General features: G+C 51.6%; 20 protein-coding genes, 1 other RNA gene and 1 pseudogene. 16 read left to right on the top strand and 6 right to left on the bottom strand.

The features are described from left to right. The first annotated feature begins 164 nt into the window (after window positions 1-164). On the top strand, window positions 165-956 hold the full coding sequence (locus ACE3MN_RS06340; RefSeq protein WP_004123787.1) for an inner membrane protein YpjD: 792 nt from the start codon (window positions 165-167) through the stop codon (window positions 954-956). An 18-nt stretch (window positions 957-974) separates the two neighbouring features. Next, window positions 975-2,264: an HlyC/CorC family transporter gene (locus tag ACE3MN_RS06335; protein ID WP_004853327.1), complete on the top strand. Its 1,290-nt coding sequence runs from the start codon at window positions 975-977 to the stop codon at window positions 2,262-2,264. Window positions 2,265-2,329: 65 nt separating this feature from the next. Here ACE3MN_RS06335 and grpE read toward each other — a convergent pair whose 3' ends face one another. Continuing rightward, window positions 2,330-2,920 carry a nucleotide exchange factor GrpE gene (gene grpE, locus ACE3MN_RS06330; RefSeq protein ID WP_102649987.1) on the bottom strand — a complete coding sequence of 197 codons (591 nt, stop codon included), beginning with the start codon at window positions 2,918-2,920 and terminating at the stop codon, window positions 2,330-2,332. Window positions 2,921-3,044: 124 nt separating this feature from the next. Between grpE and nadK the strand changes: the two genes are divergently transcribed. The 3 genes from nadK (at window position 3,045) to bamE (ending at window position 6,160) form a co-directional block, all read left to right on the top strand. Then, window positions 3,045-3,923, top strand: a complete 879-nt coding sequence (gene nadK, locus ACE3MN_RS06325) for an NAD(+) kinase (RefSeq protein ID WP_004104646.1) — start codon at window positions 3,045-3,047, stop codon at window positions 3,921-3,923. Between the two features lie 86 nt (window positions 3,924-4,009). Continuing rightward, on the top strand, window positions 4,010-5,671 hold the full coding sequence (gene recN / locus ACE3MN_RS06320) for a DNA repair protein RecN (RefSeq protein WP_024358397.1): 1,662 nt from the start codon (window positions 4,010-4,012) through the stop codon (window positions 5,669-5,671). A gap of 147 nt (window positions 5,672-5,818) precedes the next feature. Then, the gene (gene bamE / locus ACE3MN_RS06315) at window positions 5,819-6,160 is read left to right on the top strand and encodes an outer membrane protein assembly factor BamE (protein ID WP_004123807.1); all 342 of its coding nucleotides are present in this window, start codon (window positions 5,819-5,821) and stop codon (window positions 6,158-6,160) included. A gap of 65 nt (window positions 6,161-6,225) precedes the next feature. On the opposite strand, the gene ACE3MN_RS06310 is transcribed toward bamE, so the two are convergent. Further along, window positions 6,226-6,516 (bottom strand): RnfH family protein, encoded by a 291-nt coding sequence (locus tag ACE3MN_RS06310; RefSeq protein ID WP_024358398.1) that lies wholly within the window; start codon window positions 6,514-6,516, stop codon window positions 6,226-6,228. Beyond that, window positions 6,506-6,943, bottom strand: coding sequence for a type II toxin-antitoxin system RatA family toxin (locus ACE3MN_RS06305; protein WP_004104653.1), 438 nt, complete (start codon window positions 6,941-6,943; stop codon window positions 6,506-6,508). The genes ACE3MN_RS06310 and ACE3MN_RS06305 overlap by 11 nt, the downstream gene beginning before the upstream one ends. Window positions 6,944-7,092: 149 nt before the next feature. Here ACE3MN_RS06305 and smpB point away from each other — a divergent pair, with 149 nt between their 5' ends. The 5 genes from smpB to ACE3MN_RS06280 all read left to right on the top strand — a co-directional run bounded on the left by smpB (window position 7,093) and on the right by ACE3MN_RS06280 (window position 11,831). Next, window positions 7,093-7,575: an SsrA-binding protein SmpB gene (smpB, locus tag ACE3MN_RS06300; protein ID WP_004104655.1), complete on the top strand. Its 483-nt coding sequence runs from the start codon at window positions 7,093-7,095 to the stop codon at window positions 7,573-7,575. 144 nt (window positions 7,576-7,719) lie between these two features. Further along, window positions 7,720-8,083: a transfer-messenger RNA gene (ssrA, locus tag ACE3MN_RS06295) on the top strand. A gap of 183 nt (window positions 8,084-8,266) precedes the next feature. Continuing rightward, window positions 8,267-9,466: an integrase domain-containing protein gene (locus ACE3MN_RS06290; protein ID WP_086528025.1), complete on the top strand. Its 1,200-nt coding sequence runs from the start codon at window positions 8,267-8,269 to the stop codon at window positions 9,464-9,466. A gap of 2 nt (window positions 9,467-9,468) precedes the next feature. Further along, window positions 9,469-11,097: an RNA-directed DNA polymerase gene (locus tag ACE3MN_RS06285; RefSeq protein ID WP_086528024.1), complete on the top strand. Its 1,629-nt coding sequence runs from the start codon at window positions 9,469-9,471 to the stop codon at window positions 11,095-11,097. Continuing rightward, window positions 11,094-11,831, top strand: coding sequence for a hypothetical protein (locus ACE3MN_RS06280; RefSeq protein ID WP_079934267.1), 738 nt, complete (start codon window positions 11,094-11,096; stop codon window positions 11,829-11,831). The genes ACE3MN_RS06285 and ACE3MN_RS06280 overlap by 4 nt, the downstream gene beginning before the upstream one ends. A gap of 515 nt (window positions 11,832-12,346) precedes the next feature. On the opposite strand, the gene ACE3MN_RS06275 is transcribed toward ACE3MN_RS06280, so the two are convergent. From ACE3MN_RS06275 to ACE3MN_RS06265, 3 genes are read right to left on the bottom strand one after another with little or no spacing between them, the layout of a single operon-like run. Continuing rightward, the gene (locus tag ACE3MN_RS06275; RefSeq protein WP_375364314.1) at window positions 12,347-12,913 is read right to left on the bottom strand and encodes a phage polarity suppression protein; all 567 of its coding nucleotides are present in this window, start codon (window positions 12,911-12,913) and stop codon (window positions 12,347-12,349) included. A 17-nt stretch (window positions 12,914-12,930) separates the two neighbouring features. Next, window positions 12,931-13,176, bottom strand: a complete 246-nt coding sequence (locus ACE3MN_RS06270; RefSeq protein ID WP_004185270.1) for an ogr/Delta-like zinc finger family protein — start codon at window positions 13,174-13,176, stop codon at window positions 12,931-12,933. Next, window positions 13,173-13,910 (bottom strand): glycoprotein 3, encoded by a 738-nt coding sequence (locus ACE3MN_RS06265; RefSeq protein WP_375364313.1) that lies wholly within the window; start codon window positions 13,908-13,910, stop codon window positions 13,173-13,175. The genes ACE3MN_RS06270 and ACE3MN_RS06265 overlap by 4 nt, the downstream gene beginning before the upstream one ends. A 541-nt stretch (window positions 13,911-14,451) precedes the next feature. Here ACE3MN_RS06265 and ACE3MN_RS06260 point away from each other — a divergent pair. From ACE3MN_RS06260 to ACE3MN_RS06235, 6 genes and pseudogenes are all read left to right on the top strand, one after another. Then, entirely contained in the window at window positions 14,452-14,718 is a 267-nt protein-coding gene (locus tag ACE3MN_RS06260; RefSeq protein ID WP_032413985.1) for an AlpA family transcriptional regulator, read from the top strand. Then, window positions 14,715-15,044: pseudogene (locus ACE3MN_RS06255) on the top strand (ash family protein); the annotation flags it as partial. The gene ACE3MN_RS06260 and the pseudogene ACE3MN_RS06255, both read left to right, overlap by 4 nt. Window positions 15,045-15,068: 24 nt before the next feature. After that, window positions 15,069-15,263 carry a host cell division inhibitor Icd-like protein gene (locus ACE3MN_RS06250; protein ID WP_004132556.1) on the top strand — a complete coding sequence of 65 codons (195 nt, stop codon included), beginning with the start codon at window positions 15,069-15,071 and terminating at the stop codon, window positions 15,261-15,263. Beyond that, window positions 15,260-15,487, top strand: coding sequence for a hypothetical protein (locus ACE3MN_RS06245; protein ID WP_004185275.1), 228 nt, complete (start codon window positions 15,260-15,262; stop codon window positions 15,485-15,487). The genes ACE3MN_RS06250 and ACE3MN_RS06245 overlap by 4 nt, the downstream gene beginning before the upstream one ends. Continuing rightward, entirely contained in the window at window positions 15,484-15,804 is a 321-nt protein-coding gene (locus ACE3MN_RS06240) for a DUF5375 domain-containing protein (protein ID WP_375364312.1), read from the top strand. The genes ACE3MN_RS06245 and ACE3MN_RS06240 overlap by 4 nt, the downstream gene beginning before the upstream one ends. Before the next feature lie 11 nt (window positions 15,805-15,815). Further along, window positions 15,816-18,149: a primase-helicase zinc-binding domain-containing protein gene (locus tag ACE3MN_RS06235; protein WP_375364311.1), complete on the top strand. Its 2,334-nt coding sequence runs from the start codon at window positions 15,816-15,818 to the stop codon at window positions 18,147-18,149. The last annotated feature ends 336 nt before the right edge of the window (window positions 18,150-18,485 follow it).

Below are 18,485 nucleotides of genomic sequence, written 5' to 3'. Positions count from 1 at the left end.
TGTCTCTCGCCTGAGGTGGAAACGGTCGGTCGCCGCAGCGACACAAAAACGGAATGGGCGCAGTATAACACGACATAAACGCGAATGTGCTGCAACGGTTGGAGCCAGAGTCGCGTGACGCTATACTGCTTCTCTTTACTATTTAGTCAACAGTCGACGCTCATATGCCTGTTTTTGCTCTACTCGCTCTTGTCGCCTACTCCATCAGCCTCGCGCTGATCGTCCCTGGCCTGCTGCAAAAAAACAGCAGCTGGCGGCGGATGGCGATTCTTTCCGCAACTATTGCGTTGATTTGTCACGCCTTCGCGCTAGAGTCACGCATTTTTCCCGGCGGCGAAAGCGGGCAGAACCTCAGTCTATTAAACGTGGGATCGCTGGTCAGCCTGATGATCTGTACGGTGATGACCATCGTCGCTTCGCGTAATCGCGGCTGGCTATTGCTGCCCATTGTCTACACCTTCGCCTTAATCAACCTCGCGTTCGCGACCTTTATGCCGAACGAGTACATCACGCATCTGGAAACCACGCCGGGGATGTTGGTCCATATCGGCCTGTCGCTCTTTTCTTATGCTACGCTGATTATCGCTGCGCTTTACGCTCTGCAGCTGGCGTGGATTGATTATCAGTTGAAGAATAAAAAGTTGACCTTCAGTAGCGAAATGCCGCCGCTGATGAGCATTGAACGTAAAATGTTCCACATCACCCAGATAGGCGTGGTGCTATTAACCCTGACGCTGTGCACCGGGTTGTTTTATATGCACAACCTGTTTAGCGCGGAAAACATTGATAAAGCAGTACTGTCTATTATTGCGTGGTTCGTTTATATCGTCCTGCTTTGGGGCCACTATCATGAAGGGTGGCGCGGACGCCGGGTCGTCTGGTTTAACGTGACTGGCGCAGGGCTGCTGACGCTGGCCTACTTTGGTAGCCGCGTATTGCAACAGTTCATGAGCTAAGTCTTTAAGGAAGCCCAAGTGGAACATATCTCCACCACCACGCTGATCGTGACGCTGATCGTCATGGTGGTTATCTCCGCCTATTTCTCCGGTTCAGAAACCGGCATGATGACGCTAAACCGCTATCGCCTGCGTCATATGGCCAAGCAGGGCAATCGTCAGGCAAAACGCGTCGAAAAGCTCCTGCGTAAGCCTGACCGTCTCATTAGCCTGGTTCTCATTGGCAATAACCTCGTCAACATTCTTGCCTCGGCGTTGGGCACCATTGTGGGCATGCGCCTGTACGGCGATGCCGGCGTCGCCATTGCCACCGGCGTCCTGACGTTTGTGGTGCTGGTGTTTGCCGAAGTGCTGCCAAAAACCATTGCGGCGCTCTATCCGGAAAAGGTCGCCTATCCCAGCAGCCTCCTGCTTGCGCCGCTGCAAATACTGATGATGCCGCTGGTCTGGTTGCTCAACACGATTACCCGCATTCTGATGCGCATGATGGGCATTAAAACCGACATTGTCATTAGCGGGGCATTAAGCAAAGATGAGCTGCGTACTATCGTTAATGAATCACGTTCGCAGATCTCCCGCCGCAATCAGGACATGCTGCTCTCCGTGCTGGACCTCGAGAAAGTCAGCGTTGACGACATCATGGTCCCGCGCAACGATATTGTCGGTATCAATATTAACGACGACTGGAAATCCATTGTCCGCCAGCTGACTCACTCTCCGCACGGGCGCATCGTGCTGTACCGCGACACGCTGGACGATGCCATCAGCATGCTGCGGGTACGCGAAGCTTATCGCCTGATGACCGAGAAAAAAGAGTTCACAAAAGAAGTCATGCTGCGCGCCGCCGATGAAATTTACTTCGTGCCGGAAGGAACGCCGCTCAGTACGCAGCTGGTGAAATTCCAGCGCAATAAAAAGAAAGTGGGTCTGGTCGTTGATGAATATGGCGACATTCAGGGACTGGTTACGGTTGAGGATATCCTCGAAGAGATCGTCGGCGATTTTACGACTTCAATGTCGCCTACGCTTGCTGAAGAGGTGACGCCGCTTAATGATGGCTCAGTGATTATCGATGGAACCGCCAACGTACGGGAAATCAACAAGGCATTTAACTGGCATCTCCCGGAAGATGAAGCGCGAACCATTAACGGTATCATCCTCGAAGCACTCGAAGAGATCCCCGCTCCGGGTACCCGCGTACGCATTGAACAGTATGATATCGATATTCTTGATGTTCAGGAGAATATGATTAAACGGGTGAAGGTGATGCCGGTTAAACCCATTCGCGAGAGCGTGGCTGAGTCATAGCCCCCCCTGCGGACTGGCAGAAGGGAATAGAAAAACGGCCACCTCGCGGTAGCCGTTTCGCTTATTTACTTCGCTTTCGCGACGGTGACCATCGCCGCGCGAATAGTACGACCGTTCAGGGTATAACCCTTTTGCATAACGCCCAGCACGTTGCCTGGCGCGACGTCTTCGGACTCAACCATCGCAATGGCCTGATGGACGTTCGGATCCAGCGGCACGTTCGTATCGCCAATCACTTCCACGCCGAACTTACGTACCACGTCGAGCATGGACTTCAGCGTCAGTTCGATGCCTTCAACCATCGGCGCCATAGCCGGGTTAGCTTTATCAGCGACTTCCAGCGCGCGATCCAGGCTGTCGATGACCGGCAGCAGCTCGTTGACGAATTTCTCCAGCGCAAACTTATGCGCTTTTTCGATATCCAGCTCGGTACGGCGGCGCAGGTTATCTTCATCAGCTTTCGCACGCAGCAATACTTCACGTTCGCGCTTCTGCGCTTCAGCAAGCTGAGCTTCCAGATTCGCAATTTTTTCATCGCGCGGATCCACCTGCTCAGCCGAAACCTCAGGCTCTACCGCCTCAACGTCGTCGTGCTGCTCCGTGATAATTTCTTCCGGGGCTTGCCCCTCAGGCGTTTTCTGTTCTTTACTACTCATGAATTTCTCCGCGTTTTTTTCGCATTCATCTCGCTAACTTCGCTTATTATGGGGATCAGTTTCCTGGTTTCAAGGGAACGCGGCCAGATTGTCACTATTCATTTAACGCAAGGACATCCAGATCATGAAGAACCACTTCAAGTGTATAGGCATTGTGGGACACCCTCGTCACCCAACCGCGCTGACCACACATGAAATGCTCTGGCGCTGGCTGTCCAGCAAAGGTTATGAAGTGCTGGTTGAGCAGCAAATCGCGCATGAACTGCAGCTCAGCAATGTGAAGACCGGGACGCTGGCCGAAATTGGCCAACAGGCAGACCTGGCCGTCGTGGTTGGCGGCGATGGCAATATGCTCGGCGCAGCGCGTACGCTGGCGCGCTACGACATTAACGTTATTGGGATTAACCGCGGCAACCTCGGTTTTCTGACCGATCTCGACCCGGATAACGCGCTACAGCAGCTCGCCGATGTGCTCGAAGGCCACTATATCGCCGAAAAACGCTTTCTGCTGGAAGCTCAGGTGTGTCAGCAGGATTGCCAGAAGCGCATCAGCACGGCAATTAATGAAGTTGTCCTGCACCCCGGCAAAGTGGCGCATATGATTGAGTTTGAAGTTTACATTGATGAGGTGTTTGCTTTCTCTCAGCGCTCCGATGGCCTGATTATCTCCACGCCCACCGGCTCCACGGCTTATTCACTCTCTGCCGGAGGGCCGATTCTCACGCCTTCACTGGATGCTATCACCCTGGTCCCCATGTTCCCGCATACGCTCTCGGCACGCCCGCTGGTGATCAATGGTGACAGCACCATTCGCCTGCGCTTTTCTCAACGCTGTAGCGACCTCGAAATTAGCTGCGATAGCCAGATAGCGCTTCCAATTCAGGATGGTGAAGATGTGCTGATCCGCCGCTGTGATTATCACCTTAATCTCATCCATCCAAAAGATTACAGCTATTTCAATACATTAAGCACCAAGCTTGGCTGGTCGAAAAAATTGTTCTGATTTTATAGCCAGCCCCTTTACTGGATAAAAAACCAGATTATACTGTACGAAAACACAGTAATGGTTTTTCATACAGGAAGGCAGCTATGTTGGCACAACTCACTATTAGTAATTTTGCTATTGTTCGTGAGCTTGAAATCGATTTTCACAGCGGTATGACCGCCATTACCGGCGAGACCGGCGCCGGTAAATCGATCGCTATCGACGCGCTGGGGCTGTGCCTCGGTGGTCGGGCGGAAGCCGATATGGTGCGCAGAGGCGCCAACCGGGCTGATCTATGCGCCCGCTTCTCCCTGAAAGACACACCTGCCGCTCAGCGCTGGCTGGAACAGAACCAGCTGGAAAACGGGCGTGAGTGTTTACTTCGCCGCGTCATCAGCGCAGACGGCCGCTCTCGCGGTTTTATTAACGGCACGGCTGTCCCTTTATCCCAGCTTCGCGATCTGGGTCAACTGCTTATCCAGATCCACGGCCAGCATGCCCACCAGCTGCTGACTAAACCCGAACACCAGAAGACGCTGCTTGATGGCTATACCGGTGAGTATGCGCTTACTCAGATAATGGCAGAGCGCTATCGTCAGTGGCATAAAAGCTGTCGCGATCTGGCGCAGCATCAGCAGCAAAGCCAGGAGCGCGCAGCCCGTGCGGACCTGCTGCAATATCAATTAAAAGAGCTAAACGAGTTCAACCCGCAGTCGGGTGAATTCGAACAAATTGACGAAGAGTACAAACGTCTGGCTAACAGCGGTCAGCTGCTGACGACCTGCCAGCATGCGCTGACGGTACTGGCGGACGGCGAAGAATCCAACCTGCAGAGTCAACTGTACGCCGCGAAGCAGCTGGTCAGCGAGCTGGCAGGTATGGACAGTAACCTCTCCGGGGTACTCGATATGCTTGAAGAGGCGTCTATCCAGCTTAGCGAAGCAACGGACGAACTGCGCCATTATCACGATCGCCTCGATCTCGATCCGAACCGCCTGTTTGAGCTGGAGCAGCGTATCTCCCGACAGATCGCCCTGGCGCGGAAGCACCAAATCACGCCCGAAGAGCTTCCTGACCTTTACCAATCACTACTGGAAGAGCAGCGTATGCTGGATGATAGCGCCGGTTCTCTGGAATCTCTTAGCCAACTGGTCGTTGAGCATCATCAGCTGGCGCTGGATACGGCAAAGCAGCTGCATACCCTGCGCCAAAATAGCGCCGATGAATTGACTCGGCTAATTACGGAGAGTATGCACTCACTCTCGATGCCGCACGGTGTGTTCGCCATTGATGTCGCGTTTGATGAACGCCACCTTACGGCTGAAGGCGCGGACCATATCGAATTCCGCGTCACCACTAACCCGGGTCAGCCGCTGCAGCCGATTGCTAAAGTTGCCTCCGGAGGCGAGCTGTCACGTATTGCGCTGGCGATTCAGGTCATCACCGCGCGTAAGATGGAAACTCCGGCGTTGATTTTCGATGAAGTGGATGTCGGCATCAGCGGCCCTACGGCGGCGGTCGTCGGTAAACTGCTGCGTCAATTAGGCGAATCAACCCAGGTGATGTGCGTCACCCACTTACCGCAGGTTGCCGGTTGTGGACATCACCATTTCTTCGTCTGCAAGGAAACGGACGGTGAAATGACCGAGACGCACATGCACCCTCTGGATAAACGCGCTCGTTTGCAGGAACTGGCCCGCCTGCTGGGCGGTAGTGAAGTCACTCGTAATACCCTGGCAAACGCGAAAGAGTTGCTTGCCGCCTAAACTTTTTGATTTTCACAGAGTCATAGTGAACAGCAAATTGCCGATAGACCTGCAGCCGAAGGTTCCCAACCGGGCAAAGGTCTATTATCATCGGCATATTACAGATGAGCCACGTACTGCTCGGGCCCAAAAAGGAATCAAATCACTATGCGCTGTAAAATGCTGACTGCTGCCGCAGCGGTTCTTCTTATGTTGACCGCAGGCTGTTCCACTCTGGAACGAGTGGTTTACCGTCCTGACATTAACCAGGGTAACTATCTGGCACCAACCGACGTAGCAAAAATTCGTGTCGGCATGACGCAACAACAGGTTGCCTATGCTCTTGGTACCCCGATGATGTCGGATCCGTTTGGCACCAATACCTGGTTCTACGTTTTCCGTCAGCAGCCTGGGCATGAAAAAGTTACCCAACAGACGCTTACCCTGACCTTCAACAGCAGCGGTGTGCTGACCAACATTGATAACAAACCTGCCCTGACGGCGGAGTAAGGCTATCAATATGCAAAAAGCGCTCAATGAGCGCTTTTTTTATCTCTGAGCTTTGCGCGAAACGGTTACTTTCCCGCGCTCTTCTCAGCCCGCTGGCGACGCAGTTCTTTCGGGTCTGCAATCAGCGGCCGATAGATCTCTACCCGATCGCCATCGTGGACCCGATCCTGAAGCTTCGCCGGGCGGCTATAAATACCCACCTTGTTCTTCGCCAGATCGATATCATCACGCAGCGCCAGAAGACCGCTGGCCACGATCGCCTGCTCGACCGTCGCGCCCTCTTCCAGCTTAACGCTTTGCAGATACTGCTTTTCCGGCAGCGCGTAGGCTACTTCAACGACGATGTTAGCCAGCACTGTAGACCTCTTTTGCCCGCGTCGTGAACGCCTGCACCATATTCATGGCCAGCTCTTTGAAAATGCGACCAAACGCCATTTCAATCAGCTTATTGGTGAATTCAAAATCGAGATGAAACTCAATTTTGCACGCTTCCGGGCTTAGGGGGATAAATTTCCAACCGCCAATCAGCTTCTTAAACGGACCATCGACCAGACTCATGAGAATACTTTGGTTACTGGTCAGCGTATTTCGCGTTGTGAAGGTCTTGCTGATACCCGCTTTGGATACGTCAACCGCCGCGGTCATCTGCGTCGGCCCGAGCTCCAAAACCCGGCTACCGGTACAGCCCGGCAGAAAATCAGGGTAGGACTTCACATCATTTACCAGTTGATACATCTGTTCCGCACTGAACGGCACCAGGGCGGTACGGCTAATCTGAGGCATAGCAGGTTCCACATATAAACACGGTGCAAATAATATCATTTATCTGCTGCTAAAAAAAACGCTGTACCGCAACTCGTGCTAAGATAGCCCATTACGCCTCGCGGGAAGATTGAGGTACGACTGTTTTAAGACGATGACTTCAGGATATTATGACTAAGAAAAAAGCCCACAAACCTGGATCAGCCACCATAGCGCTGAATAAACGCGCCCGTCATGAATACTTTATCGAAGATGAATACGAGGCTGGTCTTGCCCTGCAGGGATGGGAAGTAAAATCTCTCCGCGCAGGTAAAGCCAACATAGGTGATAGCTATGTCATTTTGAAAGATGGCGAAGCCTATCTGTTTGGCGCCAACTTTACGCCAATGGCCGTTGCTTCCACTCACTACGTCTGCGACCCGACGCGTACCCGCAAGCTCCTGCTCAACCAGCGTGAACTGGATACCCTGTACGGGCGTATCAACCGCGAAGGTTACACTGTGGTCGCTCTTTCGCTGTACTGGAAGAACGCCTGGTGCAAAGTCAAAATCGGCGTAGCGAAAGGTAAAAAGCAGCACGACAAGCGTACCGATATCAAAGACCGCGAGTGGGCGGTAGATAAAGCCCGAATTATGAAGCACGCGGGTCGTTAATTCCCCTTTCCATCAGGGTCAGTTTTGCTGACCCTGACGCTATATCATTGTTGATGCTGATTTTTCACCCAACCTGACGCCATAATCCTCGAAACGAGGGCTGGTAAGCGCATTCATAAATCTGTTATACTCAACGTACACATTGGGGCTGATTCTGGATTCGACGGGATTTGCGAAACCCAAGGTGCATGCCGAGGGGCGGTTGGCCTCGTAAAAAGCCGCAAAAAAATAGTCGCAAACGACGAAAACTACGCTTTAGCAGCTTAATAACCTGCTCTGAGCCCTCTCTCCCTAGCTTCCGCTCTTAAGACGGGGATCAAAGAGAGGTCAAACCCAAAAGAGATCGCGTGGAGGCCCTGCCTGGGGTTGAAGCGTTAAAACTAATCAGGCTAGTCTGGTAGTGGCGTGTCTGTCCGCAGGTGCCAGGCGAATGTAAAGACTGACTAAGCATGTAGTACCGAGGATGTAGGAATTTCGGACGCGGGTTCAACTCCCGCCAGCTCCACCAAATAATGATCCGGATACGTCCGGTGAAGTACAGAAAGCCCGCACGGCACAAGCCCTGCGGGCTTTTTTGTATCTGTCGTTGTCCGAGAACATCCGGCTAAATCCAGAGAAAATTGGTACACGTTTAGGTACACGCTATACTGTGGGCCATTAAACGTGTACCAATTATGGAAGGGATCCAGACATGGCGCGCATTACACGCCCCCTCACTAACAACGAAATCCTCAAAGCGAAACCCCGCGAAAAAGACTTCACCCTGCATGATGGTGATGGCCTGTTCTTGCTCGTCAAAACCTCCGGTAAAAAACTCTGGCGCTTCCGTTATCAACGACCGGGAAGCAGCAGCCGCACAAATTTGAGTCTCGGCTCATATCCTGCCCTTACACTCGCAGCAGCTCGTCAGATACGCGACCAATATTTGGCTACGCTCGCGCAGGGGATGGATCCACAACAGCAGCAAGAGCAAGCATCAGAGCAACGTCAGATTGAGCTGGATAGCATTTTCTCAACAGTGGCCGCCAACTGGTTCAAAATGAAAAGCAAAAGCGTCACAGAGGATTACGCGAAAGATATATGGCGCTCTTTAGATAAGGACGTGTTCCCGGCAATCGGTGCAATACCCGTTCAGGAGATAAAGGCCAGAACGATTGTTGAAGCATTGGAGCCAATCAAAGCGCGCGGAGCTCTGGAGACAGTTCGCCGCTTAGTACAGCGTGTAAATGAGGTTATGATTTATGCGGTGAACACTGGCTTAATCGATGCAAATCCGGCATCAGGTGTTGGTATGGCCTTTGAGAAACCCAAAAAACAAAACATGCCGACGCTACGACCAGAAGAATTGCCGAAGCTCATGCGCTCTTTGATTATGTCAAATTTGTCTGTACCGACTCGCTGTCTTATTGAGTGGCAGCTCCTGACTGTTGTGCGCCCTTCTGAGGCTTCTGGCGCTCGGTGGGCTGAGATCGATCTCGATACAAAGCTCTGGACGATTCCAGCCGATAGGATGAAGGCTAAGCGTGAACATATTGTTCCTTTATCATCCCAAGCATTAGATATTTTGGAGATAATGAAACCTATAAGTGCTCACCGAGAACATATTTTCCCGAGCAGAAACGATCCCAAACAAGCAATGAATAGCCAGACGGCTAATGCTGCACTTAAGCGGATCGGTTATGGTGGAAAACTTGTTGCACATGGCTTAAGGTCTATCGCAAGTACAACGTTAAATGAACAAGGATTCAATGCAGATGTAATCGAATCAACTCTTGCACATACGGATAAAAATGAAGTTAGGAGAGCATATAATCATGCTCTTTATTTAGAACAGAGAACCCAACTACTTACGTGGTGGGGAGAATATATCAAAGAAGCTAGGAGTAAATAAGAATGCCTAACGTATTTAATAATAATAAGTTAGAAGACTGTTTTAATTTGGCTTTATTAAACATCATTAAACATGGTGATACTGATATTTTCCCATATCCTTTCGAGAGTCGTTTATTCGAGGACAAAAAAGACATAGTCATTGATGCTTTAATGGATACATTCGAAAACTTCGAACAACATAAAGTTGATTATCAGCCGACTCTAATTAACAGTTTTTCAAGTGTAGGTTATTATGGTTATCGATGGGCAACTCAAATAGATCCATACTGGAACGCTTTTTTCTTAGGGCTTGTCATACGTTTATCTAAAGATATTGAAGACAGAAGAGCGAACTCAGATAAAGTGTACTCATATAGATTTTCTCCTAACTTAGATGAAGGAACTCTTTTTGATAAAGGAATATCATGGCGAAAATATCAGGAGGACAGCATAACTAAATGTCAAGATGATAGTATCAAGTATATACTTACTTGTGATATTGCTGATTTCTATCCAAGGATATATCATCACCGATTAGAGAACGCCTTAGATCGCATTGATCCGCAAAGGGAATACTCATATAAAATAAAAAAACTGCTACAATTATTCACTGAAACAAAATCATATGGTGTACCAGTAGGATGCCCTGCATCTAGAATACTTGCTGAACTTGCCTTAGACTCCATTGACCAGTTACTCTCAATGAATCAAATAAACTATAAACGGTATGTTGATGACTTCATTATTTTTTGCCAATCTAAAGAGGAAGCTCATAACATATTAACCTTTATCAGCAAAAAATTAATGGAGAATGAAGGTCTGACGTTGCAAAAACATAAAACCAACATTGTCTCAAAAGAAGAATTTTTATCTGTAACTAAAGCAAAATTACATGGAAGCGAGGAAGATGAAGATGCCCCTATGAAAGCAAAATTCATGAGCTTACCTATCAGATTTGACCCTTATTCAGCAAATGCAGTTGAGGAGTATGAAGAAATTAAAGAGGCTCTAAAAGATTTTGATCTCTTAGCCATGCTCAATAGCGAACTACAAAAATCAAAAATAAATCAATCATTTAGCAAGCATTTGATTAAAGCATTTTCCGTAACATCGAATGAAACTATTTCAAGTGCATTTAAAGTTATGTTCAATAATTTAAATGAACTATATCCAATATTCACCACAATAATGCAAGTAGCATCTGCTAATTGGCAAAAAATTGACACCACCACAAAAAATATTATCCTGGATAAAATAATTCAATTAATTAGAGATGAATCTTACATTCTCAAAGCAGAGTTAAACATTGCTTATGTCGCCAGAATGCTATCTAAAGAAAATAGTGAAAAATCAGTACTTATACTTACTGAGATTTATAAAAAAAACCCAGAAAGTCAATTGATAAAAAATACTGTAACTCAATCAATGGCAAAGCTAAGAGTAATTCCTTGGCTCTCAGACATAAAGAAAAACTTTGCTGGATTACATCCTTTGCAACGCAGATTATTGATAATCTCCAGTTTCTTACTCGGTGACGAAGGGAGGCACTGGAGAGACCACAATAAAGCAACCTTTAACTTCATTGAAGTAATATACAGAGATTGGGCTAGTTACAGACAAACATCACGTAATCTGGAGGATGCTTTATGATTTCTGAATTGACTTTTTCAAGAAAATTCACTTCATATTGGAATCAACTTCTTCCAAACGCCAATAATTTTATAAGAATAGTTAACGGTAGTTTGATTGATGATGTTTATCCCCCCCTTGATGAAAATGGGAAAAAGGAAAATAATGTTTTTGTTAATGAGTGTGGTTTTAATCTGTATGTTGCAATACATAACAATATTATTAGCGAGCAATTACTTTTGTCGAATGATCTTTTTTACGCCCCAGAATTCTCGAGAGTTATAGAGAAAACAGAGCTTGAATTAAGAAAATTTAGCTACGGTTCTAATTTTGAATTACCTTTATCAGTTCCCGAATATAACAGCATTAAAAGTATAGCGTGGAATATATTAAATAGGTATCGCATATACCAAACCATCTCCTCACCTTTATTTTCAGGTTGTGGGATAATCAATAACTCATACGGAGACATTTACTACCCAAATACACTTGTAGAAATAAAATCTGGCGATAGGAAATTTAGTGTATATGATTTAAGACAATTACTAATCTATTTTACACTTAACTTCTACTCCAGAGAAAAACGCCCTCTCCAAAAGTTTGAATTATTCAATCCTAGAATGGGAATAGTTTACAATGATGACATAACAATCCTATGCCGTGAACTAGCATTCATCCAGCCAGAAGAAATGTTTTTCCAGATAATGACGGCCATAACTGATGAAAACTTCATAGACACGGAGTTTCAGCGGTAATTATTAATATACAAAGCACGCCTCCAAGATATTTTTACATTCGGAGGCGTAAATCCGCATATTTAAAACATTAAAAGCAAAGACAATTCCACTTTAATAATTCTATATATTACAATGTGTTAATCCAATCTAACATCTACACGCATAACTAATTTTACTTATTACGTTTCCCTCCGTAAATATTTGCTTTATGCCAAAACCTGCATCCTAGTATCTTCATAAGGTTAATGAGGTTCTCATTATCACAACCCCCAAAGAATCAGTACTGTATAGCATTGTATTTTACTGCCAAAATAAACACACACTTTGTAGTTCTTGCGCGCAGTGCTTTCCCCTCCTCGCCTGCCCGCTTCGTGGGTCGGTTTTCATGCAGGTGCATCAACAGGCTCAGGCCGCGCCGGAACGGGGCTGCGAAGGGAGTGACGGGACGGGAAAGTGCATGCAAAACCATGCACCCTGTGGATGCATGGCTTAATTCGGGAAAATAGCGGTACTTTCGTGGATTTTTTGCGGGGCTACCTGCCGGCCAGTTCCGTGCGCCAGCGGGCATAAATCAGACTCTGTGCGGGGGTGTATTTTTCCTGATTATCCACCCGCGAAGCCGCGTCAGGCCTGAATCCGATGGCCGTTAAAATATCACTGTCTTCTGCCGCATAATTAATTTCTTCACCGGTACTCAGCCACACGGACAGCGCTTCGCGCAGGTAATGCGCCGAACGGTCGAGCGCATGGCCGGTCAGGAGTGCGGGCTGCTGGCTGAGTCCCATCAGCTCCGGGGCAAGCGTGGCGGCCAGCTCTGTCCCGTGCGCCTGCATAAAGTCATTCAGCCGGTTGCGGATACTGATGCGCTGTACCGCTTCATGGGAGCGGATATAGCGCCCGGCGGCCTGATTTATCTCCCATTTTTTGACATCGATAATGTCGTGCAGTGTCTGCATTCTGCCCGGTATACGCTCATCCCCGGCCAGCACCTGTTCCTGATATTCCTGCTCTGCGGCCGCCAGTTCGGCTTTACGGTTCAGCCAGGCGGTTTCGTTCTTCTGACAGGCTTCAAAAGCCTGCTGTAGCGTAAGGGTGGTCATGGTCAGTTCTCCCCTGATTAATGACGGTATGGCGAGCTGTAACAGCCCTGCACTTTACGGGGTGCCGGGGGTGTGACCGGCTCCGCGACAGGCGGCGCTTTCTCCGCCGGAGGACGTATAACCTCGTCGATGGCTTCAGTGGTGCGGAACGTCGCCGAGCACTCAATATTGGTGCACTGGTGATAGCGCTGTTTGACGTTCTCCGACAGATAGCGGGAGGTGCGGGCATGCGCCGACTTTTTGCAGAACGGACAGTGCATCATGGCAGCAGCCCCCGCGCTTTCAGGTCAGCCTCGCGCTGACGGATTTTCGCCTGCCAGACCTTGCGCTCGCCGGGCGTGCTGGCGGCGTCGTGGTCCATATGCGCAAGCGCGACGGCCGGGAAACCAGTCAGGGAGAGCACCGGCTCATCCGCTGGCGTGACGGAGAAGTCGCTCACTTTCCTGGTCAGGAAGGTCACCACCTGATGCATGACCTCTTTCTCCGGCTCGGTGTAGCCCTGATGGCCAATGGTGTTGGCGAGCGGGTTTGCCATCACATCCGCTTTCAGCACCATCGCCCGGACCAGTGGCCCGAGAGTGTCATTCAGCGCCCGGTCGAGCTCTTCCTTCGCGTATTCAGACAGTACGGCGTGATGCGCCTGGCGGAATGCCCGCGCGGTGCTGTTGCAGGCGACTTTCAGCAGGTCACGTTCAAAGGCCAGCACTTCAGTCAGGTTGTCACATTCCTGAGCCAGCTCCCGGCGGGCCACGCGTTCGATATGGCCGCTTTTCAGCTCATCGGTCAGCATGGCGCCCCCGGCACGGAAAGCAGCGCGCCATGTGCGGGTGTCGCTGCCGTTGCCCTGCTCCAGCGCCGCTTTCTGCTCCTCCGCACGGGTGATGGCCGCCAGGGTGTCCTCCATCCGGCGGGCCTGTTCAAGATGGGCCGCTCTGGCGGCGGCCAGTCGCTCCAGCGCCGGTTGCAGGTAATCAGGGATAAAGGTGGTGTCGGTCATGGCAGGTTTCCTCGTGATTTCAACATGAGGTGATTCTGCCGGGGCGCACACAACAACACGACCTGTTGCGGTTGTGGCAGTTCTGGCACAAACAGGACGTCAAAACCCGGCTTGCCAGAGAAAGGTCTCAGGAAAAGCATACTCACCGTTTGTTTTTTTACATATAACTGTTCACTACTGTTCACTTTAAATAAAAATATAAGTAATACAGTAAGTTAAGTGGTGAACAGTTGAGGTCAGAAGTGTTCACCGACTGTTCACTACTGTTCACCTTTATTTTTTGACGGAGCCCTGCCCATTTAGTCTTTTTTGCGATTAAAAACCAATAATATATAAATAAAAGTAATCAGGAATGGGCCACCAGTTTGCCAACGTTTACCAAAAGATGGCCAACGTTTGCCACTGTCTAAAAATCGTTCTGTTGTGTGGTGGGCCACTACAAAAAGACTTGTTGCCCTCAGGGAAAATATTCACAAAATAGAGAGCTACCCGAGGCCGGACGGACACGACCGGCACTGTATGGACTTTATGAGGTAGCCCGATGCACACCGCTTTTTCTTCCCCGTCTTCTGCCCCTGCCGCGCCGCTGATGCCGGTTTCTGATGCCGTTCAGGAGCGCTTTATTCGCCTGCCCGAAGTGATGCATCTGTGCGGGCTGTCCCGCTCCACGATTTACGACCTCATCAGCCGGGAGGCTTTCCCGAAGCAAATCTCCCTCGGCGGGAAAAACGTGGCGTGGGCGCAGTCGGAAATCACCACATGGATGGCAGACCGTATCGCCGAACGCAACCGGGGCTATGACGCATGATGATGCCCGTTCCGCAAAAAGCCCCTTTTTCTGGCTTGCTTCCCTTTGCCGTTTCCAGGTATAGTTTCGCCGCTGTCGCAAAATCGGCAGCCGGGCGTGAGAACCCGAGTTACTCAGTGGCGACACCGGACGCGCCATGCGTCTTTTTTTGTGTCTATGCCTATGTGCACCTGTTGTTTACGCATCGGTTCTTAAGCCGTTGCTGTATCTGCGTAATGGTGGCTCAGGCGGGGCAGCCTTCGGGCTGGCCGGTACCCATTGAGGCCGGTTTCTCACCCCCGTCTGGGCTACCACCCGAGCGTGAGAACTCCGGTGGTGGCGTTAACCGCTACTCAATGGAGGTTGCCCCTATGGCTACGACCCTCACTCCGTCACACCCGCAGTTTGTCTTTGTGTTTGCCGCTGTTCGTCGCGCAGACCGTCAGCCCCGCATCTGTATGCTCCGCGCCGTCGCCGGGGATGAACACGCCGCACGCCTTTCCCTCGTTCGCGATTACGTCCTCTCGTTTGCCGGTCGTCTGCCGGTGGCGGAGGTGCGCGCATGAGACACTCCACGATTACTGCCCGTGACCTCGAATGCCTTGAACATATGCGCAATGTCGGCCAGCTCGTCAGCGACCTGATGCAGGTGCAGGACTGTACCTCCCTGCGTCGTGACCCGACCCAGCAGTTACAGCTCACCTCCGTGATTTACCTGATGACCGCCCAGCTCGACGGCGTGGTCGAACGCTGCAACCACCGCTGGTTCACCGGGGAGGGCAACGTATGAAAACGCCATTACCGCCCGTATTACGTGCCGCCCTGTATCGCCGCGCCGTGGCCTGTGCCTGGCTGACCCTGTGCGAACGTCAGCACCGCTATCCTCACCTCACCCTCGACGCGCTGGAAAGCGCCATCGCCGCCGAGCTGGAGGGCTTCTACCTGCGCCAGCATGGCGAGGAAAAAGGCCGTCTGATTGCCTGTGCGCTGCTGGAAGATTTGATGCAGGCCGGGCCGCTGAAAGCCGCCCCGTCGCTGTCCTTCCTCGGGCTCGCCGTGATGGATGAGCTCTGCGCCCGCCATCTGGCATCGCCTGTACTGCACTGAGGGAGAAAACCATGAAAATGAACGTAACGGACACCGTAAAACAGGCGTGCGGCCACTGGCCGCGCATTCTTCCGGCGCTGGGAATGAAAGTGATAAAAAACCGCCATCAGGCCTGTCCGGTGTGCGGGGGCGCTGACCGGTTCCGCTTTGACGATAAAGAGGGGCGTGGCACATGGTTCTGTAACCAGTGCGGCGCCGGTGACGGCCTGAAACTGGTTGAGAAGGTGTTCGGCATGTCGGCATCCGAGGCCGCCGGGAAGGTGAACGCCGTCACCGGCAATATGCCGCCGGTGGCCCCGGAGGTGGTGGCAGCCGCAGAGGCCGGAACAGAGGCCGACCGTAAAGCGGCCACTGCGCTGGCCGTCAGGCTGATGGAGAAAACCCGCCCGGCCACCGGCAACGCCTACCTGACCCGCAAGGGCCTTCCCGCCCGGGAGTGTCTGACGCTGACCACGCCGCACAAAACCGGCGGCGTGGCCTACCGCGCCGGTGATGTGGTGGTGCCGCTGTATGACGAGTCCGGCGCGCTGGTTAACCTCCAGTTTATTAATGCTGAGGGGCTCAAGCGCACCCTGAAAGGCGGGCAGGTGAAAGGAGCATGTCATCTCATCGACGGGCAGAAACAGGCCGGGAAACGCCTGTGGATAGCGGAGGGTTATGCAACGGCCCTAACTGTGCATCACCTGACCGGCGAAACCGTCATGGTGGCGCTGTCGTCCGTGAACCTCCTTTCTCTGGCGAGCCTGGCCCGTCAGAAACACCCGGCCTGTCAGATTGTCCTCGCCGCCGACCGTGACCTTAACGGCGACGGCCAGAGTAAAGCCGCTGTGGCCGCAGACGCCTGTGAGGGCGTTGTTGCCCTGCCGCCGGTGTTCGGCGACTGGAATGATGCGTTTATGCAGCACGGCGAGGAGGTCACGCGGAAAGCGATTTATGACGCCATCCGGCCACCGGCGCAAAGTCCGTTTGATACCATGAGCGAGGCGGAATTTACCGCCATGAGCGCCAGCGACAAGGCCTGGCGGGTACATGAGCATTACGGCGAAGCGCTGGCGGTGGATGCGAACGGCCAGCTCCTGTCCCGTTATGAAGCAGGGATATGGAAAGTCATTCAGCCGTCCAATTTCGAACGCGACGTAGCAGGGCTTTTCCAGCGCCTGCGCGCCCCGTTCTCGTCGGGGAGAATCACCTCAGTGGTGGAGACGCTGAAGCTGATTATTCCTCAGCAGGCCGCACCGGCACGCCGTCTGATTGGTTTTCGCAACGGGGTACTCGATACCCAGAGCGGCCTGTTCAGCCCGCACAGCAAATCGCACTGGCTTCGCACGCTGTGCGACGTGGATTTTACTCCGCCGGTAGAAGGGGAAACGCTGGAAACCCATGCGCCTAACTTCTGGCGCTGGCTCGATCGGGCGGCCAGTGGCAACCCGACAAAACGCGACGTGATTCTGGCCGCGCTGTTTATGGTGCTGGCGAACCGCTACGACTGGCAGCTCTTTCTCGAAGTGACCGGCCCCGGTGGCAGCGGGAAAAGTATTCTGGCCGAAATCGCCACGATGCTGGCCGGAGAGGATAACGCCACATCGGCGAATATCGACACGCTGGAAGACCCGCGTAAGCGTGCCTCCCTGATTGGCTTCTCGCTGATACGTCTGCCTGACCAGGAGAAATGGAGTGGTGACGGTGCGGGGCTCAAGGCCATCACCGGCGGCGATGCGGTGTCGGTCGACCCGAAATACCAGAACCCGTACTCAACGCATATCCCGGCGGTGATTCTGGCCGTGAACAATAACCCGATGCGCTTCACCGACCGCAGCGGCGGCGTGTCACGTCGCCGGGTGATTATCCACTTCCCGGAGCAGATAGCCCCGGAGGAGCGCGACCCGCAGCTCAGGGATAAAATCGCCCGCGAGCTGGCCGTGATTGTGCGCCAGTTAATGCAGCAGTTCAGCGACCCGATGAGTGCCCGTTCACTGCTCCAGTCGCAGCAGAACTCCGACGAGGCACTAAGCATCAAGCGCGACGCTGACCCGACCTTTGATTTTTGCGGCTATCTGGAAGCGCTGCCGGAGCCGGACGGGATGTATATGGGGAACGCCAATATTATCCCGCGCCAGCCGCGCCTGTATCTGTATCACGCCTATCTGGTGTACATGGAGGCCCACGGCTACAGGAACGCGCTCAGCCTGACCATGTTCGGCAAGGGGCTCTCAGCCATGCTGAAAGAGTACGGTCTGAATTACGAGAAGCGCCGCACAAATCAGGGCATGCAGACCAATCTCACCCTCAGGGAGGAAAGCAACGCCGACTGGCTGCCGAAGTGCGACGAACCCACCGCGATATAACCTACCCGGACCGGCAGCAGCCGGTCTTTTTTTTACCTGCATACCGGGCCGAGTGAACAGTAAAGTGTTCACTGTTCACCGAGTATTCACAAGATAACATCATGAAAATAAACAATAAAAATACCGAGTGAACAGTGTGAACAGTTTTTCCAGAAAAAACTTTTTCCCCTCCAAAATGATCAGACCGCTCAGTGCCAAAAGCGGACATGCCACAAATCAATCTATCTTAATCAAAGTTGAGCTACTCAGATAACACTCAAGCGTTAAAATAGACAATGCCATTTTTCTTAACGCTGACGTTAACGGTCCAAGGCAAGATGCCTGTTGAGTTTGATA

Source organism: Klebsiella grimontii, from assembly GCF_042137965.1.
In the GTDB taxonomy this organism is placed as follows: domain Bacteria; phylum Pseudomonadota; class Gammaproteobacteria; order Enterobacterales; family Enterobacteriaceae; genus Klebsiella; species Klebsiella grimontii.
The sequence above is the reverse complement of the archived record's forward strand: the minus strand, read 5'-3'. Positions and strand labels throughout refer to the sequence as shown.

Excerpts from the sequence above, each read along its gene's own strand:
- ACE3MN_RS06340 (WP_004123787.1), top strand. The coding sequence starts at position 165 with ATGCCTGTTTTTGCTCTACTCGCTCTTGTCGCCTACTCCATCAGCCTC.
- grpE (WP_102649987.1), bottom strand. The coding sequence starts at position 2,920 with ATGAGTAGTAAAGAACAGAAAACGCCTGAGGGGCAAGCCCCGGAAGAA.
- nadK (WP_004104646.1), top strand. The coding sequence starts at position 3,045 with ATGAAGAACCACTTCAAGTGTATAGGCATTGTGGGACACCCTCGTCAC.
- recN (WP_024358397.1), top strand. The coding sequence starts at position 4,010 with ATGTTGGCACAACTCACTATTAGTAATTTTGCTATTGTTCGTGAGCTT.
- bamE (WP_004123807.1), top strand. The coding sequence starts at position 5,819 with ATGCGCTGTAAAATGCTGACTGCTGCCGCAGCGGTTCTTCTTATGTTG.
- ACE3MN_RS06305 (WP_004104653.1), bottom strand. The coding sequence starts at position 6,943 with ATGCCTCAGATTAGCCGTACCGCCCTGGTGCCGTTCAGTGCGGAACAG.
- smpB (WP_004104655.1), top strand. The coding sequence starts at position 7,093 with ATGACTAAGAAAAAAGCCCACAAACCTGGATCAGCCACCATAGCGCTG.
- ACE3MN_RS06290 (WP_086528025.1), top strand. The coding sequence starts at position 8,267 with ATGGCGCGCATTACACGCCCCCTCACTAACAACGAAATCCTCAAAGCG.
- ACE3MN_RS06285 (WP_086528024.1), top strand. The coding sequence starts at position 9,469 with ATGCCTAACGTATTTAATAATAATAAGTTAGAAGACTGTTTTAATTTG.
- ACE3MN_RS06280 (WP_079934267.1), top strand. The coding sequence starts at position 11,094 with ATGATTTCTGAATTGACTTTTTCAAGAAAATTCACTTCATATTGGAAT.
- ACE3MN_RS06275 (WP_375364314.1), bottom strand. The coding sequence starts at position 12,913 with ATGACCACCCTTACGCTACAGCAGGCTTTTGAAGCCTGTCAGAAGAAC.
- ACE3MN_RS06270 (WP_004185270.1), bottom strand. The coding sequence starts at position 13,176 with ATGATGCACTGTCCGTTCTGCAAAAAGTCGGCGCATGCCCGCACCTCC.
- ACE3MN_RS06265 (WP_375364313.1), bottom strand. The coding sequence starts at position 13,910 with ATGACCGACACCACCTTTATCCCTGATTACCTGCAACCGGCGCTGGAG.
- ACE3MN_RS06260 (WP_032413985.1), top strand. The coding sequence starts at position 14,452 with ATGCACACCGCTTTTTCTTCCCCGTCTTCTGCCCCTGCCGCGCCGCTG.
- ACE3MN_RS06250 (WP_004132556.1), top strand. The coding sequence starts at position 15,069 with ATGGCTACGACCCTCACTCCGTCACACCCGCAGTTTGTCTTTGTGTTT.
- ACE3MN_RS06245 (WP_004185275.1), top strand. The coding sequence starts at position 15,260 with ATGAGACACTCCACGATTACTGCCCGTGACCTCGAATGCCTTGAACAT.
- ACE3MN_RS06240 (WP_375364312.1), top strand. The coding sequence starts at position 15,484 with ATGAAAACGCCATTACCGCCCGTATTACGTGCCGCCCTGTATCGCCGC.
- ACE3MN_RS06235 (WP_375364311.1), top strand. The coding sequence starts at position 15,816 with ATGAAAATGAACGTAACGGACACCGTAAAACAGGCGTGCGGCCACTGG.